This window comes from Pseudonocardia aurantiaca (genome assembly GCF_039526725.1).
GTDB lineage: Bacteria > Actinomycetota > Actinomycetes > Mycobacteriales > Pseudonocardiaceae > Pseudonocardia > Pseudonocardia aurantiaca.
This window is the reverse complement of sequence record NZ_BAAAJG010000023.1, coordinates 26,962-41,498: the sequence shown is the minus strand read 5'-3', so window position 1 is coordinate 41,498 and position 14,537 is coordinate 26,962. Positions and strand designations below refer to the sequence as shown.

Annotated in this window: 12 protein-coding genes; 6 read left to right on the top strand and 6 right to left on the bottom strand. The window is 72.3% G+C overall.

From position 1 onward, the window contains the following. Nucleotides 1-39: 39 nt before the first annotated feature. Both ABD143_RS28310 and ABD143_RS28305 read right to left on the bottom strand, forming a co-directional pair. The gene (locus tag ABD143_RS28310) at nucleotides 40-1,458 is read right to left on the bottom strand and encodes an AI-2E family transporter (protein WP_343984493.1); all 1,419 of its coding nucleotides are present in this window, start codon (nucleotides 1,456-1,458) and stop codon (nucleotides 40-42) included. Between the two features lie 78 nt (nucleotides 1,459-1,536). Beyond that, a complete protein-coding gene (locus ABD143_RS28305) occupies nucleotides 1,537-3,081 on the bottom strand; it encodes an Nramp family divalent metal transporter (RefSeq protein ID WP_343984492.1) in 1,545 nt (514 codons plus the stop codon). A 321-nt stretch (nucleotides 3,082-3,402) separates the two neighbouring features. On the opposite strand from ABD143_RS28305, the gene ABD143_RS28300 reads away from it, so the two are divergent. After that, the gene (locus ABD143_RS28300; protein WP_343984530.1) at nucleotides 3,403-5,268 is read left to right on the top strand and encodes an ABC transporter ATP-binding protein; all 1,866 of its coding nucleotides are present in this window, start codon (nucleotides 3,403-3,405) and stop codon (nucleotides 5,266-5,268) included. A 274-nt stretch (nucleotides 5,269-5,542) separates the two neighbouring features. Then, nucleotides 5,543-5,764: a hypothetical protein gene (locus ABD143_RS28295; protein ID WP_343984491.1), complete on the top strand. Its 222-nt coding sequence runs from the start codon at nucleotides 5,543-5,545 to the stop codon at nucleotides 5,762-5,764. Here ABD143_RS28295 and ABD143_RS28290 read toward each other — a convergent pair. Continuing rightward, the gene (locus tag ABD143_RS28290) at nucleotides 5,740-6,969 is read right to left on the bottom strand and encodes an FAD-binding oxidoreductase (protein WP_343984490.1); all 1,230 of its coding nucleotides are present in this window, start codon (nucleotides 6,967-6,969) and stop codon (nucleotides 5,740-5,742) included. The genes ABD143_RS28295 and ABD143_RS28290 overlap by 25 nt on opposite strands. 63 nt (nucleotides 6,970-7,032) lie before the next feature. On the opposite strand from ABD143_RS28290, the gene ABD143_RS28285 reads away from it, so the two are divergent. Continuing rightward, a complete protein-coding gene (locus ABD143_RS28285; protein ID WP_343984489.1) occupies nucleotides 7,033-7,992 on the top strand; it encodes a helix-turn-helix transcriptional regulator in 960 nt (319 codons plus the stop codon). A gap of 11 nt (nucleotides 7,993-8,003) precedes the next feature. Here the strand turns inward: ABD143_RS28285 and ABD143_RS28280 are convergent, their stop codons facing one another. Both ABD143_RS28280 and ABD143_RS28275 read right to left on the bottom strand, forming a co-directional pair. Continuing rightward, the gene (locus tag ABD143_RS28280) at nucleotides 8,004-8,603 is read right to left on the bottom strand and encodes a hypothetical protein (protein ID WP_343984488.1); all 600 of its coding nucleotides are present in this window, start codon (nucleotides 8,601-8,603) and stop codon (nucleotides 8,004-8,006) included. 41 nt (nucleotides 8,604-8,644) lie between these two features. Then, entirely contained in the window at nucleotides 8,645-9,715 is a 1,071-nt protein-coding gene (locus tag ABD143_RS28275) for a hypothetical protein (RefSeq protein WP_343984487.1), read from the bottom strand. A gap of 383 nt (nucleotides 9,716-10,098) precedes the next feature. On the opposite strand from ABD143_RS28275, the gene ABD143_RS28270 reads away from it, so the two are divergent. From ABD143_RS28270 to ABD143_RS28260, 3 genes are all read left to right on the top strand, one after another. After that, complete coding sequence (locus ABD143_RS28270; protein WP_343984486.1) at nucleotides 10,099-10,743, top strand: TenA family protein; 645 nt, start codon at nucleotides 10,099-10,101, stop codon at nucleotides 10,741-10,743. 136 nt (nucleotides 10,744-10,879) lie between these two features. Next, nucleotides 10,880-13,459, top strand: coding sequence for a glutamate--cysteine ligase (locus ABD143_RS28265; RefSeq protein ID WP_343984485.1), 2,580 nt, complete (start codon nucleotides 10,880-10,882; stop codon nucleotides 13,457-13,459). A gap of 3 nt (nucleotides 13,460-13,462) precedes the next feature. Beyond that, the gene (locus tag ABD143_RS28260) at nucleotides 13,463-13,684 is read left to right on the top strand and encodes a type II toxin-antitoxin system RelE family toxin (protein WP_343984484.1); all 222 of its coding nucleotides are present in this window, start codon (nucleotides 13,463-13,465) and stop codon (nucleotides 13,682-13,684) included. A gap of 2 nt (nucleotides 13,685-13,686) precedes the next feature. Here the strand turns inward: ABD143_RS28260 and ABD143_RS28255 are convergent, their stop codons facing one another. Then, the gene (locus ABD143_RS28255) at nucleotides 13,687-14,484 is read right to left on the bottom strand and encodes an LLM class flavin-dependent oxidoreductase (RefSeq protein WP_343984483.1); all 798 of its coding nucleotides are present in this window, start codon (nucleotides 14,482-14,484) and stop codon (nucleotides 13,687-13,689) included. Nucleotides 14,485-14,537 lie beyond the last annotated feature (53 nt).

Below are 14,537 nucleotides of genomic sequence, written 5' to 3'. Positions count from 1 at the left end.
GCACAATCCTGCCCTACGGGACGGGGCGGCCGTCAGCTGCTACTCCGCGTGCGGTCTGCGACGCGCGTTGCCGCTCGCCGGCTCGCTCGCCACGCGGTCGGTGCCGGCACCGTCACCGACGTCATCGCCGGCACCGACGTCATCGACGGCACCGACGGCACCGACGGCACCGACGTCATCGACGTCATCGCCGTCGGCTACGTCCCGCGTGTGACCCGCCGGCTCGCTCGTCGATGGTCCGAGCGCCGTCTCCGGGTCCAGGATCGCGTCGGGGTCCGGCTCGGTGACGTCCGGACTCGGCGCTCCTGGGTTCGCGACGACGGTCTGCACCGTCTCCAGCGGCGGGTCCACGCTCGGCGGCGGAGCCTCCCCCGTCACCCGCGCGTCGACGCGCTCACTCAGGTAACGCAGCACCACCGCACCCGCCGCGGCGACCGGCACCGCCAGAAACGCCCCGGCGATGCCGTAGAGGGTGGAGCCGGCGGTCACGGCGAGCAGGACCACGGCGGCGTGCAGCCCGAGGCTGCGGCCCTGCAGGATCGGCTGGAGGACGTTCCCCTCGAGCTGCTGCACCGCGACGATGATCCCCAGCACGATCAGCGCGGTCGTGAACCCGTTGCTGACCAGGGCCACCAGCACCGACAGCGCCCCGGCCACGACCGCGCCGACGATCGGGATGAAACCGCCGATGAACGTCAGCACTGCCAGCGGGATCGCCAGCGGCACACCGAGGATCACCAGCCCGAGCCCGATCAGCACCCCGTCGACCAGGGCCACGAGGGCCTGAACGCGGATGAAGTCGGTGATGGTCTTCCAGACGCGGCGCAGCACCTCGGCGAGGTGGGAGCCCGCGCCGTCGCCCAGCACCGCGCCGAGCCACGGAAGGAACCGCGACCCGTCCTTCGCGAACAGAAACGCGAGCACCAGCGTGAGCAGTGTCGTGACGACTCCGGACGCCACGCTGCCGACGGTGGCGAGCACGCTCGTGGTGATCGAGGAGATGCTGGCCTGCAGTTGGGCTGTGGCGGTCTGCAGCGCCGCGTCGAGCTGGCCCTGTGCGAGGTTGAGCGGTGGTCCGGAGAGCCATTGCTGGATCGACTGGATGCCCGTGGACGCGTTGGTCGCGATCTGTGGGATCGCGCTCGCCACCGACGTGCCGATGAGCGCGACCACCCCGGCGAGCACGACCATGCCGAGCAGCAGCACGGTCGCGGCGGCGAGCGCGGGCGGGAACCCGTGTTTGCGCAGCCACGCCGTGGGAGGCCAGAGCACCGTCGTGATGATCACAGCCATGATCACGGGCAGCACGACCGACGACCACAGCAGCCCGATCAGCCAGCCGATCAGCGTGATGCCCAGCGCCACCAGCACCAGCCGGAGGCTCCAGCGCGCCAGCCAGGTGATGCCCTCCCCGATCGCAGTCCCCCGACCCCGGCGGGGCCGCTCCGTCGTCGTCACGCCCACTCCTCTGCTCGCCCGTGCCAGCTGTGTGGGCCCAGGCTCCCAGAGTTACCCGAACGGCGCGGAACCGGCGCGTCAGAACGTGATCAGCGGGTCGCCGAACAAGTCGGCGACGAAGTTCACGAAGAAGAACCCGAAGAACAGGAAGTTGAGGATCAGGATCACGTAGTGCCACGGGCGCGGCCGGGCCGCGCGCGGCAGCTTGCTGTTGAGGTAGATCAGCATGAACGGGTAGATCAGCGCGCCCAGGTTGGACATGTTCGCCGAGAACTGCACGAGCGTGATCGGCAGGGCGAGGTGCAGGATGATCGAGATCGTGATGAGCAGCGCGATCATGAACGGGTAGTAGAAGCGCCGCGGGTCGCGCTCGACCAGCTCGCGCATCCGGGGACCCATGGCCGGCAGCGCGTCGGTGACCACGCGCACCATCGCCTCGAAGATGCCCAGCTGCGTCGAGAAGAGGATCAGCACGCCGATCAGCAGCATCACGTAGAACATCCCGTTGCCGTACACGGGCTGCAGGGCGCTCGCGACGAACGTGGGGACGTTCGCTTGCGTCGGCTGCTGGCCCGACAGCACCACGGCCTGCGACATCAGCACGGTCGGAAGCAGCATCCCGAGCATCGCGCCGACGAAGAACACGCCCCACATGTCCACCATCAGCAGCCGGTACCAGCGCCGCCACATGGTCGCGTTGCGCTCGTCGTCGGGGAACGTGACGCCCACCGACGACAGCTCGCGCCGGCCGCCCCGCATCCCGGAGATGTAACCGGTGCGGTGACCCATGCCGTAGCCCTTGTCGCGGTAGTGCGCCATCACGTACCAGTTCAGCCCGGAGGCGAGCGCCGTGAAGCCGGCCAGCGCCCCGAGCTGCGTGGCGGTGATGCCCGCAGGCGGGGCGGCCGGGGTGACGAACCCGCGGATGCCCTCCCACCACACGTTCCACGGCACGACGATCAGGTCGACGACGATCAGCGTCGCCAGGATCAGGCCGACCATCACCCAGTTGGACAGCTCCAGCGCGCGGCTGATCCGGCGGGCGAGCGCCGTGATGAGGAAGACCAGGACGAGCAGCCCCATTGCGTACCAGCGGGTCTGCTGCACCTCGGAGGGGTCGGCGACCCGGCCGTTGACGAGGGCGAACAGGCCCTGCCCCGCCGAGGCGGCCCAGCCGCCCGCGATGAACGCGAAGATGATGATGAACGCCGACAGCGGGATCCACAGCATCTTGCCCGGTGGCACCCGTCCCCAGCCGACGACGGGGACCTCGCCCGTGGCGACGATGTAGCGGGCGCACTCGACGTTGTAGAACGTCTGGAGCAGGGCGGACACCGTGATCACCCAGCCGACGCCGACGAACCCGTACTGCCCGACGGCCTGCGGCCCGAGCAGCCACTCGCCGCTGCCGATCGAGATGCCCAGCGCGATGAGGCTCGGCCCCACCACGAACATGACGAGCTGGCGCGGCCCGATCCGGGAGACCCGGAACACCTCCTCCGGCGTGGGGAGGTCGGCCACCTCGAGATCGGGGCGACTGACGCCGAGTGGGTAGGTCCGGCTGCTGCGCTGCACCTCGGTCACGACGGCCTCCGCGCCCACGTCGACTGTGACAGGGATCATGATGATCGTGATGGAATCGCCCATTCCGGTCAACAGGGGCCACCCATGTGGCCGTACTGACCTGTCCACCGACCGGAACGGCCGGTCGCGGAACCGTCTTGGCTACCGTCCACCTTGACCTCTAGCTGACTTCAACTCCTAGCTTTGGCGGCGGGACGGACCGAAAATGCCGGAAAACTGTCGGACCCCCTCGCCACACTGATCCGCGCGAGGCAGGCCGATGAGTTCCGGCGGCGCGGCACGTCATACAAGGGAAAGCGCACGGGGCGCAGGCCGGGAGGGGACCAGACGATGAGCATGGAGATGGTGGCGTGGCAGCAGATGTACCACGCTGCGCACGGCACCGACGAGAAACGCCCGTTCTCGATGGCCACATTGCGGCGCATCGCGTCGTTCGCGCGGCCGCACCGAAGACGCCTGGCCGCGTTCCTGCTGGTGAGCGTGGTGGGCGCGGTGCTGGCCGTGGCCACTCCCGTGCTCGCCGGACGGGTCGTCGACGCGATCGTGAGTGGCGGTCCAACCGGTGTCGTCGTCGGGCTGGCACTGCTCATCGCGGTCATCGCGGTGGCGGTTGCCGCCATCGGGATCGCGCAGCGCTGGCTTTCGGCTTCGCTGGGTGAGGGGCTGATCCTCGACCTGCGCGCAGCCGTGTTCGACCATGTCCAGCGCCAGCCGGTGGCGTTTTTCACCCGCACCCGCACGGGCGCACTGGTGAGCAGGCTGAACAACGACGTCATCGGCGCCCAGCGAGCGTTCAGCGACACCCTGTCCGGGGTGGTCGGCAACGTCGTTACGCTGGTCCTGACGCTCGTCGTGATGCTCAGCCTGTCCTGGCAGGTCACGCTGCTCGCACTCGTCCTACTGCCCGTCTTCGTCCTCCCGGCGCGGCGCATGGGCCGCAGGCTCGCCTTTCTCGAACGGGAGGCGGCAGAGCACAACGCGGCCATGGGCACGCAGATGACCGAGCGGTTCTCCGCGCCCGGCGCCACGCTCATCAAGCTGTTCGGCAGGCCAACCGAAGAGACGCGCGAGTTCGTCGCCCGCGCCGCGCGCGTCCGCGACATCGGCGTGCGCACCGCGATGGTGCAATGGGTATTCGTCACGTCGCTCACGCTCGTCTCCGCACTCGCTCTCGCGCTCGTGTACGGCCTCGGTGGCTTCCTCTCGATCACCGGCTCGATGGCGGCAGGCGACGTCGTCGCGCTCGCCTTCCTCCTCACTGGCCTCTACGCCCCGCTGACGGCGCTCGCCAGCGCCCGCGTCGAGGTCATGAGCGCGCTCGTGAGCTTCGAGCGGGTCTTCGAGGTGCTCGACCTGCCGCCCCTGGTCGCGGAGCCTGCCAACCCCGTGCCGCTGCCCGACGGGCCGCTGTCGGTGGAGTTCCAGTCCGTCCGCTTCGGCTACCCGGCTGCCGACAAGGTGTCGCTGGCGTCGCTGGAGGAGGTCGCCCGGCTCGACGGGCGCGGCGGCGAGGAGGTGCTGCACGACGTCTCGTTCCGGGCCGAGCCGGGGCAGATGATCGCGCTGGTCGGCTCGTCGGGGGCAGGCAAGTCCACGATCGCCCAGCTGCTCCCGCGGCTCTACGACGTCGACGCGGGGTCGGTGCGCATCGGCGGCGTCGACGTGCGCGGCCTCTCCTTCGACTCGATCCGCGGGGCGCTCGGCCTGGTCACCCAGGACGGCCACCTGTTCCACGAGTCGATCCGGTCCAACCTGCTACTCGCCGGCCCGGACGCCACTGAGGCCGAGCTGTGGGACGTGCTCGAACGGGCTCGGCTGGCCGAGCTGGTGGCGTCTCTGCCCGACGGGCTCGAGACGGTTGTCGGTGAGCGGGGCTACCGGCTCTCCGGCGGCGAGCGGCAGCGGCTCACGATCGCCCGGCTGCTGCTGGCCAAGCCGCGGGTCGTGGTTCTCGACGAGGCCACCGCGCACCTCGACTCCACGTCGGAGGCCGCCGTGCAGGAGGCGCTCGGCGAGGCGCTCGCCGGCCGCACCGCCCTGGTCATCGCCCACCGCCTGTCCACCATCCGCGCAGCCGACCAGATCCTCGTGCTGGAGGCCGGCCGAGTCGTCGAACGCGGCACGCACGCCGAGCTGCTCGTGCTGGAGGGCCGGTACTCCGAGCTCTACCGCACCCAGTTCGACGAGCCTGCGAGCAGCCCCACGGTCGCGCTCGCCGCGGGATAGGCGGGCGTGCGCGGCCGGGCGAGGGGTCGGCCGCGCACGCCCTTTTGGTCACTCCACGTCGGGAACGCTAAGAACGGCACCAGCACGCGCCGGCACCGTCGGTGGGAGGGTCGGTGGCGTCCGCATAGCGCAGGTAGAGCGCCATGTAGTCGTTCCAGAACCGCAGCAGCTCGTCGGCCGTGAGCTGGAGGGAACCGCGGGCGAAGAGAAGAGCGTCACCCCACGCTGGGTCGCGCCACTGGCCGCGGCGCGGTCCCCGGAGACCGCCTTCCTCATGGTCGTCGGTGCGAACGGGGTCGCACCGCTGCGCCAGCAGACGTGGGCCGACGCGACCAAGATGGACCACGCCGGCGTTCAGGGTTCCCTGGTAGACGCGAGCTCCCGCACGTTCTACCGGCTGATCTCCGCCATGGGCATGTTCCCCGAGCCGTACTACGACCCCGGTCCCCCGCCGCGCGCCCTCACTTGCCGCTACCGGCGCTGGTGTTCCTCCTGAGGGCCAAACACGAAGTTGGGCGAGCTGCCCAGCGTCCATGGCGCCACCGCGTCCAACAGCCTGCGGTGCGCGGGCAGTTGCCGACCTGTGCCGTCGAGCACCGAGACCACGCGCAACAGGTAGCCCGCCTGCCGGTGCGGCCCGGCGTCCGGCACCGCGGACGGGCGACGGAGCGCCCCGCCGAGGTGGTTGAGCTGCACGATGCACGGCAGCGGCGCCTGCGGGCCGGTCAGCTCGACCACGGCCCGCAGCACGGCCGGGTCGAGCTCCCGTAGCAGGGCGTTGGTGCCGGTGTAGGCGTGCGGCTGCCGCGGGTCGTTGTGGATCGAGGCGGAGTCGGTGTAGGCCAGCTCGCCGAGGGTGTCGCGCAGCAGCGGCACGGCGGCCCGCAGCGGGGCCACAAGCCGCTCGCCCTCGGCGGTCGGGCCGTCGAACGCGATGCGGACGTGTGCGGCGTACCGGCCGCGCAGCGGCTCCGGCACCACGTCGACATCCGGGTACGGGATCAGCCCGACCGAGGTCGTCAGCTCGACGGGTAGGTCCGCCGTCCATTCCCGGTAGGCGTCGAGCAGCGCCGGCACGTGCGCGGTGTCGGCGTAGAGGCCGCCGCCGTACAGGCGCGTGACGGGGACGAGCCCGATCTCCATCGCGGTCACCACACCGGCCGCGCCGCGCAGGTCCTGGAACAGCGCCGGCGCCGGGTTCGCAGTGACCAGCCGCCCGTCCGGCGCGACCATCTCGACGCTGCGGACGCGGTCGATCGCCCAGCCGTACGTGCGGGCGAGCAGCCCGAGGCCGCCGCCGAGCGTGTAGCCGACAGCGCCGACGCTGGGCGACGACCCGCTGAGCGGCCCCAGCCCGTGCCGCGCGGCCGCGTCGACCACCTGCTGCCAGCGCACGCCTGCCGCTACGCGCGCGGTCCGCGCCGCGGGGTCGATCGTCACGCCGGTCATGCGGCGGGTGCTGATCAGCACCCCGCCGTCGATCGGGACGCCGAGGCCGTGCCCCGTGGCCTGCACCGCCACCGGCATGCCGTGTTCGGCGGCGTACGTGACGGCGGCGCGCACATCCTGCGGCCCGGTCGCTGCGACCACCAGATCCGGTCGGTGGCGGTGCGCGGTCTGGAACCCGCTGCGCTCCTCGTCGAAGTCGTTCTCCCCCGGCCGGAACACCGGCCCCTGCACACGTTCGAGGACTGCTCCCATGCCGGCGACGCTACGAAGCGTTCCGGACAGGATCGGTCCGGAAGCGATGGCATCCTGGCCGATGTGACCGCAACGACCCCGGCCCGGCTGCTGCGCCTGCTCGCGTTGCTGCAGAGCCGCCGCGAGTGGTCGGGAGCGGAGCTGGCCGAGCGGCTCGGCGTCACCGACCGCACGGTGCGGCGCGACATGGGGCGGCTGCGCGATCTCGGCTATCTGGTCGAGGCGACCACCGGCACGGCGGGGGGCTACCGGTTCGGGTCCGCGCGAGACCTGCCGCCGCTGCTGCTCGACGACGACGAGGCCGTCGCCGTGGCCGTCGGGCTCCTCATGGCGGCCGGCACCAGGGGCGTCGAGGACACGGCGCTGCGCGCGCTCGCCAAGCTCACGCAGGTACTCCCGGCCCGCCTGCGCCGGCGGGTCGCGTCGGTGGGTGAGGCGACCGTGCCGCTCCCCGACCGGCGCGGCGCGCCCGCGGACCCCACCGTGCTCGGCGTGCTGGCCGCCGCCGTGCGCGACCACGAGATCGTCACGTTCGACTACCGGAGCCGCGACGGGTCGGCGACGCGGCGGCGCGTGGAGCCCTACCGGCTGCTCGCCGGGTACGGGCTCTGGTACCTGCTCGCCTTCGACCCCACCCGCGGCGACTGGCGCACGTTCCGCGTGGACCGGATCAGCGACCCGGCGTCCGTCCGGCTCCGCTTCACCGAGCGGCCGCTGCCCAGCGACGACGTCGCGGCCTACCTGCGGCGGGCGATCACCACCGCGCCGTACCGCTACACAGCGATGGTCACGGTGCGGGCACCCGCAGAGGTGGTCGCCGCGCGCCTGCCGTCAGCCATACCGGGCCGCGTGACCGCGGTGGACGCCACAACCTCCACGGTGCGGCTCGGCGCCGACTCGCTCGACCGGTTGACGCAGGACGTCGTCGCGCTGGGGACGGACGCCACGGTGCACACCTCCGCCGAGGGGGTGGCGCACCTGCACGCGGTGGCGGCGCACCTCGCGGCGACCCGGGCCGGGTAGCGCTGCAACTGTCAGTACGGGGCGGGTCCGGCCTGGTCGCCGGGGCTGTGGCCCAGCGGGATCGGGTTGGGCAGCGCAATGGGAGCCCGCTCGGTCCGGCTGCCGCTCTCGAACAGGATGCAGTCCTCCAGCGGCACCGGCGCGCGGTTGCCGACCTGGATCGACTCCACCTTCAGCACCGCAGTCACGCTCTGCTGCCCGTCGACACCGGTCACCCAGCCGTCCTGCACCACCGCCCGCACGCCCAAAAGGCCGAACTCCACCTCGAGCACCGCGGTGACGGTGGCCCGATGCAGTCGGTCGACGTAGACGTCCAGCTCGGCGGTGACGGAGGCCGGGATCGAGCGGAGCTGGGCGAGGTCCACGTACAGGGCGGTGCCGGGGTCGAGGCGTGACTGCCGCCCTGCCTCGCCGAGCGCGGTGTGCCGCTCCAGGACCCGCACGAGCATCCCGCCGAGGTCCTCGTCGAGCATCTCGATGGCCCTGGCGGCGATGAGCGCCCCTGTCGCAGCCGCCCGAGCGCGGCCGGCCCGCTGCGCGCCGCTCAGCGCGGTCGACCCGGCCTCGGGAAGGCCGCGCCTGTTCAGCCGCAAGACGTCCCGCGCCCGCACGGGCCGGCGTGGTGAGTTCGCTGGCCGTGTTGGGTTCGCTGTCATCGCCGCACGCTCCCCTGCCGGAGGATCACCTGCACGTGCCGTGCCGCCCAGTCCCGGCCCGACCGCGCCAGGTACGCCCGCAGCACCAGGATCGCGATCAGGAGGGCGAGGAGGCCGGAACCGAGGCTCGGCAGCACGGTCGCGACGCGGAGGACGGACGGCGACTCGGTCTGGGGCTGGGGAGCCGGCAGCGCGACGGGAGTCGGGTCGGGGACGGTCTGGCCGCCGCCCGCGCTCGATACGTCCGGGCCGGACCCGCCGCCCGAGACCGAGCCGCCGCCTCCCGTTGGTCGCACCGGGCTCGGAGTCGGCCTGGTCGTCGGGTCGGTCGTCGGATCCGTCGTCGGGGTCGTGGTCGGGCGGGTCTCCGCAACCTCGAACGGGGCGGTCGCGATGACGACGCCGGAGCACGCCAGCGCCAGTTCCGTCGGCCCGACCGCCGCGCCGGCCGGGACGGTCACCCTGAACTCGCCCGCGTACCGCTCGGGCGCCGACGCGAACGTCTGCATCGGCGTCAGCGAGCGGACCGCCGCGGGCTGGGAGATCCCGGCGATGACGGCCGTCCACGTGTCGCCCGAGCAACCCGGCAGCCAGTCGCCGGCCAGCACAACCGCCTCGCCCACCCTGGCCCGGCCGGGCCGCGGCAGGACCGACGGGTCCGGGACCGGCTGCTCGACGGTGAACACGGCGGTGTCGACCAGCGCGCCCAGGTCTGCGTCCGAGGAGAGCGGGAGGCAGTACGCGCCGATGGTGTAGCTCCCGCCCGGCGCGTCCGCGGGTATCTCGAAGCCGACCGTCCCGCTGCTGGCGCCCGGCTGGACGAGGTCGAACCCGAGGATCGAGACGGGCGTGCCGCCCCCGATGTCGATGCGCCAGCCGGAGTCGTCGCCGGCCCCGCAGTCGACCTCGGCCGTTACCGAGGCGGGCACAACCCCGCCGGTCGGGTTGATCGACAGGCTTGCCTTCGGGGGAGGTGGGGCGGCCGCCGCGGCCGGTGCCGCCAGCACCAGCGCTGAGCCCGCCAGGACCGCGGCCAGCCCTCGTCCGATTGCCGAGCCGTGGCGCATGTGACCTCCCCCCGACGCTCCCTGGCAGAAGGAGCCGTCGCGCTGCGTGCTGATACCGCCACGGAGGAGAAGATTCCCAGCTCAGCTCGGCGAGTCGGGCCGCGTCGAGCCGGTAGGGTTCTGCCGTGATCGGCACGGTCCGTCGGGAGCACCGTCAGCGCGCGCACCCGGTCCGGCTGGAGTGGGGGCGGGACATACACACAACAGCCCGTGAGATGCGCACCAGAGCGATCCAGCGAAGATCGAACAGCCCTGATGTGCATGTCACGGCCGACCGGCCTCCGGTGGACGCGTATGTGTGTGCAGAGCCTGTAGTTGTGTGTGCCGAGCGTGTAACTGCGCCAGCGCCTCGTGCGGCCGCGTGCGTCGGTAGGGTTTGACCCGTGGCGTTGTCCCAGGAGCTGCGTGAGCTGACCGGACCGATCTGGGACGCCGCGGTCGGGCACCGCTTCGTTCAGGAGATCTGGCGGGGCGAGGTGGACCCGGGGGTGCTGGCCACCTACTTCGCGCAGGACCACCAGTTCTTCGACGCGTTCGTCGCGCTGATGGGTGCTGCGGTCGCGAGCGCCGATTCGGTGCGGCCACGGGTCGTCCACGCCCGCCAGCTCGCGGTGGTCGCCGGCCCCGAGAACGACTTCTTCACCCGCGCCCTCGACGCCCTGGACGTCCCGCTGGGCGACCGCACCAATCCCCTGCTGCTGGCGCCCACCCAGGGGTTCATCGCGCTGATGGACGAGGCGCGTCGCAGCGCCGACTACCCCTCGTGCCTTGCGGTGCTGCTCGTCGCGGAGTGGCTCTACCTCGACTGGGCCACCCGGCCCGACGCCACCGCACCGGACGAGCCGATCCAGCGGGAGTGGATCGAGCTGCATCGCGGGGCGGCCTTCGAGGCGTGGGTGGCGTTTCTGCGCGCCGAGTTCGACAGCGTCACGGCGGGCCTCGACGACGCGCACGCCGAGCGGGTGCGGGAGATGTTCACCCGCGCGGTCGATCTGGAGTTGGCGTTCTTCGAGGCGGCGTACGGCTGATCCGCCAGACGGTCCAACCTCGGACATCGGCTGGTGTGGCGCGCTCGCCGACGGGGCACAGTGGAGCCGTGCGCACCGAAAGCGGAGTCACATCCGGGCATTACGGGCGTAACAAACGCCTCATAGCGTCTCAGCCATGAGTGACCTCCCCCTGCTCGGCGTCGAGGAGGAGTTCCACGTCGTCGACCTGGAATCGCGGCGAGCGGCGCCGGAGGTCGACGCTCTGCTCGCCAAGCTCGACGGCGCCGAGTTCGCGCCGGAGCTGCAGCGCTCGCTCGTGGAGACGAACACCCCGGCCTGCGGCACCCTCGACGAACTGCGCGCCCACCTGCAGCGGTTGCGCGGCAGGCTCCAGGCAGTGGCCGAGCCGCTGGGGCTGGGTGTGGTGGCGGCGGGCACCGTGCCGCTGGCCGAGCCGGACGGCGACGCCATCTCGGCGGGCGCCCGTTACGAGAGGATGCAGCACGAGTACCAGATGCTCGTGCGCGAGCAGCACATCTGCGGCGCCCAGGTGCACGTGGACGTCCCGGACCGCGACAGCGCTGTGCAGGTGGTGCGGCGGGTGGCGCCGTACATGCCGATCCTGCTCGCCATCTCGGCGAGCTCCCCCTACTGGAACGGGCGCGACACCGGGTACGCGAGCTTCCGGTCGATGGTGTGGTCGCGCTGGCCGACGGCGGGGCCGCCAGGGCACGTGGAGACGGCCGAGGACTACGACACGATGGTCTCCGAGCTGATCTCCTCGGGCACGATCAGCGACCCCGGGATGGTCTATTTCGACATCCGCCCGAGCGCCCACCTCCCCACGGTTGAGCTGCGCGTGTGCGACGCCTGCCCGGAGGTGGATGACGTCGTGCTCGTCGCCGGGCTCTTCCGTGCCCTGGTGGGCAAGGCGCGCGAGGACCTCGCGGCCGGGTTGCCGCTCCCCGAGTCGCCGCGCTACGAGCTGCTGCGCGCGGCGAGCTGGCGGGCCGCCCGCTCCGGCCTGGAGGGCGACCTCGTCGACCTCGAGGGGCCGTCGCTGGTCTCCCCGCCGCTGCTCGTCGGGCAGCTGGTCGACCAGCTCCGGCCGCACCTGGAGGAGCTGGGCGACTGGGAGCAGGTGCTCGAGCTCTCCCAGGCCACCCTGGCGAGGGGCAGCGGGGCCGCCCGCCAGCGCCGGGTGTTCGGCCGCCGCGGGGAACTCACCGACGTCGTCGACGTGCTGATCGCGCACACCCAGAGCCGCATCCCGGACATCGAGCACGCCCAGACCGTCCCGGCGACGCCGACGCTGCTCGTCGGCTACCGCCCGGAGGACGGCGAGCGGCCGGCGTTCGACGAGGCCGTCAGCGAGAGCGGCACTGTGCTGCCGCATTACGGCTGGATGTTCCGGGCGCTCGACCGGCTCGGACCGCGCGGCATGGTGGCGGCCGAGTCCGCGCTGCACGCCGAACAGCGCGCCCGCGGCGTCACGTTCAGGGTGGGCGACGGCGACACCGACCGGCTCTTCCCGCTCGACCTCGTGCCCCGCATCGTCACCGCGGAGGACTGGACGGGGCTCACCGCGGGGCTCGCGCAGCGGGTGCGCGCGCTGGAGGCGTTCCTGCGCGACGTCTACGGCAATCGCGAGATCGTCAACGACGGTGTCGTGCCCGCGCAGGTCGTGGACGACGCGCCCGGCTGGAGCCGGCTCGGCAAGCTCGTGCCCGAGGGCGCGGTGCGCATCGCGGTGGCGGGCGTGGACCTCGTGCGTGATCGCGCCGACCGCTGGCTCGTGCTCGAGGACAACCTGCGAGTCCCGTCCGGCATCGGGTACTCGATCATGAGCAGGCGCCTGATCCGCAGCGTGATGCCCGACCTCGAACCGCCGAAAGGTGTCGTCGGGCTCGAGCCGGTGCCCGGGATGCTGCGCTCCACGCTGCTCTCGGCCACTGAGCTCGACGCGCCCGGCCACGACGAGGTCGCCCTGCTCTCGGCCGGACCGTCCGACTCGGCGTTCTTCGAGCACCGGCTGCTCGCCGAGCACATGGGCGTGCCTCTCGTGATGCCGCGGGACCTGCAGGTCACCGAGGACGGCGTCTACCTCGTGGGGTCCGGCGCCCGGCGCCGGCTCTCCGCCCTCTACCGCCGCCTCGACCAGGGCGACCTGCTCCGCGCCGAGGGGGCGGACCTGCGCCCCATCGGGCGCGCGCTGGCCGGCGCGGTGGCCAAGGGCCACGTCGCGCTGCTCAACGCGATGGGCAACGGCGTGGCCGACGACAAGCTCGTCTACGCCTACGTTCCGCGGATGATCGAGTACTACCTGGCCGAGGACGTGCTGCTGGACAACGTGACGACATACCCGTGCGTCGACCCCGATCGCCGCGCCGAGGTGCTCGACCGGCTCCACGAGCTGGTGCTGAAGCCGGTGGACGGCTACGGCGGCAAGGGGATCGTGATCGGGCCGCACGCCGACCGCAGGGAGCTGGCCGAGCTCGCCGACAAGGTGCGCGCCGAGCCCGCGGGCTGGGTGGCGCAGGACCTGGTGAAGCTCTCGACACACCCGACGTTCTGCGCGGGGCGGCTGGAGCCGCGTGCGGTGGACCTGCGTGCGTTCGTATTGCAGTCGAGGCTCGGTGAGCGCACCTCGGTGGAGGTGGCCCCCGCCGCGCTCACCCGCGTGGCCCCGGCCGGCAGCATGATCGTCAACTCCTCGCGCGGCGGCGGGGCGAAGGACACCTGGGTGCTGCGGTAACGCGTGCTCACCGAAGCCGCCCGGCAGCTTCGCAAGCTCGATCCGCAGGCCCGGCGCCGCGTCCAGGCAGCTCTCGAGCTACTGGCCGACGAGCCCCGACCGCCCGCCGCCACCCAACTGGTCGGCGGTGCCGGCGAGTGGCGCGTGCGGACGGGCGACTACCGCATCGTCTACGAGATCCGCGACGGCGAACTCCTCGTGCTGGTGCTCGCCGTGGGGCAATAGGCCTACCGGGGGCGCTGAGCGACCGCCTCGATCAGCGGCTCAGGGTCCGGGTGCTCGCCCGTCGCCTGGAGCACCACCGTGTCGGCGCCTGCCTCGCTCAAGGCGCCCACGGTCTCCTCGACCCGCCCCTGCAGGTCACCCGCCTTGGTGTCCAGCTCCGCGTAGACGACGGTGCGGAACGGCTCGCCGGTGCGGCCTGCCGCCACCCGGCCCTCGGCCACCTGCTCGCACGCGGCCCGGACCTGCGGTGGCGTGAACCCCGAGTCGAGCAGCACGCCGTCGCCCACCTCCCCGGCGAGCCGCACGGTTTTCGGGCCGCGCCCCCCGACGAAGACGGGCGGCACATCGGCAGGCGGCCAGTCCAGCGCCACCCGCTCCAGGTGCACGAACCGCCCGTCGACGTCGACCGTGCGCCCGTGGAGCAGGTCGCGGACGGCCGTGGTGTGTTCACGTAGAAGCGTCATCGGAGACGGGACGCGGGCCCCGACCTGCGCCATCCAGTCGAGCACGCCGTGGCCGAGGCCCGGGAGGAACCGTCCGGGGAACAGCCGCGCGACCGTGGCGATCTCCATCGCCGCTACCGCCGGGTTGCGCAGCGGCACCGGTAGCAACCCGAGGCCGACGTGCAGGCGCTCGCTCCACGCGAGAGCCGCGGTGGCCGCCGTCAGCCCGCCCTCGAGGAAGCAGTCCTCCCACAGCCAGAGCTCCGCCAGACCTGCCGCCTCAGCGGAATGAATCACCTCGCGCAGCCGTTCTGGCGGGGACTGGGGCCGGAACACCACACCGAGCGTCGTCGTCACGGGCGTCAGTCCACCACTCCGCCGTGAGGCCGCGGCTACAGGCCGTGCCGACA